This window comes from Caballeronia sp. GAWG1-5s-s, assembly GCF_023631445.1.
GTDB lineage: Bacteria > Pseudomonadota > Gammaproteobacteria > Burkholderiales > Burkholderiaceae > Caballeronia.
This window is the reverse complement of the sequence record NZ_JALQDC010000058.1, coordinates 1-1,209: the sequence shown is the minus strand read 5'-3', so window position 1 is coordinate 1,209 and position 1,209 is coordinate 1. Positions and strand designations below refer to the sequence as shown.

Genomic DNA, 1,209 nt, shown 5'->3' with positions numbered 1-1,209 from the left:
CGTTGCACGGGCTTCTCGCCGTAGTTGGCGGTATGGCCGCCGAACGGGCGCTGATAGATGGTGCCGTCCGGATTGCGGTCGAACGGCATGCCCATGTGTTCCAGTTCGTAGACCGCATTGGGCGCCTCGCGGCACATGAACTCGATGGCGTCCTGATCGCCGAGCCAGTCCGAGCCCTTGATCGTGTCGTAGAAGTGGTAGTGCCAGTTGTCCTCGCTCATGTTGCCGAGCGATGCGCCGATGCCGCCTTGCGCGGCCACCGTATGCGAGCGCGTCGGGAACACCTTGGAGAGCACCGCGACGGAGAGGCCCGCGCGCGCGAGCTGCAGCGACGCGCGCATGCCCGATCCGCCCGCGCCCACGATCACCACGTCGAAGCGCCGACGCGGCAAGGAAGTCTTGATTGCAGCCATGTTCTTTAAACTCTCCAGAGAATCTGTGCAGCGTAGCCGGCGCATCCGAGAAGCCACAGGACGGTGAGCACCAGCAGGCCCAGGCGCAATCCGACGGGCTTCACGTAATCCATCCAGATGTCGCGCATGCCGACCCACGCGTGATAGAAGAGCGAGAGCAAGGCGACGAAGGTGGCGAGCTTCATCCACTGCATCGCGAAGATGCCGGCCCAGCCTTCGTAGGAGAAGTTATGCGCGCCGAAAAAGAGCACGAGCAGCAAGAGCGTGTACACCGCCACGGCGACGGCCGTCACGCGTTGCGCGAGCCATTCGCCTGTGCCGTAATGCGCGCCCACGACGAGGCGCTTCGGGCCGACCCGGTTTTGCGTTCCCATGTTAGAAGGCTCCGAAAAGTTTCAGCGCGACGGCAAGCGTCAGCACGAGCGAGACGACCAGCACCGCGATGGCGGTCTGTCGTCCGCCTTCCTTATTGACGGCCACGTGCATGTCGAGCACGAGAAAGCGGATACCCGCGCAGAAGTGATGCAGATACGCCCACGACAGCACGAGCGTGATGATCTTGACGATGGGGTGCGCGAGAAAGCCCTTGAACGCCTCGAAGCTGATCTCGGACGTCAGGCTCTGGTCGAGCAGATACAGCAGAAAGGGCAGCGCGATGAAGAGCAACAGACCGCTGATGCGATGCAGAATGGACACCTTGCCCGCCCACGGCAAGCGATACTTCGCGATCTGTCCAAGCCCGATGTTCCGGTACTCGGGCCTTGGTTTTTTTACGGCTTCAGCCATGCTAGACCCC

3 protein-coding genes are annotated in these 1,209 nt (G+C 62.4%); all 3 read right to left on the bottom strand.

Features of this window, described 5'->3' with window-relative positions:
* The coding region (locus tag NCR34_RS27865; RefSeq protein ID WP_250501436.1) for an FAD-dependent oxidoreductase at positions 1 to 413 on the bottom strand (413 nt) is incomplete at its 3' end.
* 5 nt (positions 414 to 418) lie between these two features.
* Positions 419 to 787 (bottom strand): succinate dehydrogenase, hydrophobic membrane anchor protein, encoded by a 369-nt coding sequence (sdhD, locus tag NCR34_RS27860; RefSeq protein ID WP_244849780.1) that lies wholly within the window; start codon positions 785 to 787, stop codon positions 419 to 421.
* A gap of 1 nt (position 788) precedes the next feature.
* Positions 789 to 1,199 (bottom strand): succinate dehydrogenase, cytochrome b556 subunit, encoded by a 411-nt coding sequence (gene sdhC / locus NCR34_RS27855; RefSeq protein WP_159834264.1) that lies wholly within the window; start codon positions 1,197 to 1,199, stop codon positions 789 to 791.
* Between the last annotated feature and the right edge of the window lie 10 nt (positions 1,200 to 1,209).

Coding starts and splice junctions, on each gene's coding strand:
- sdhD (WP_244849780.1), bottom strand. CDS start 787: ATGGGAACGCAAAACCGGGTCGGCCCGAAGCGCCTCGTCGTGGGCGCG.
- sdhC (WP_159834264.1), bottom strand. CDS start 1,199: ATGGCTGAAGCCGTAAAAAAACCAAGGCCCGAGTACCGGAACATCGGG.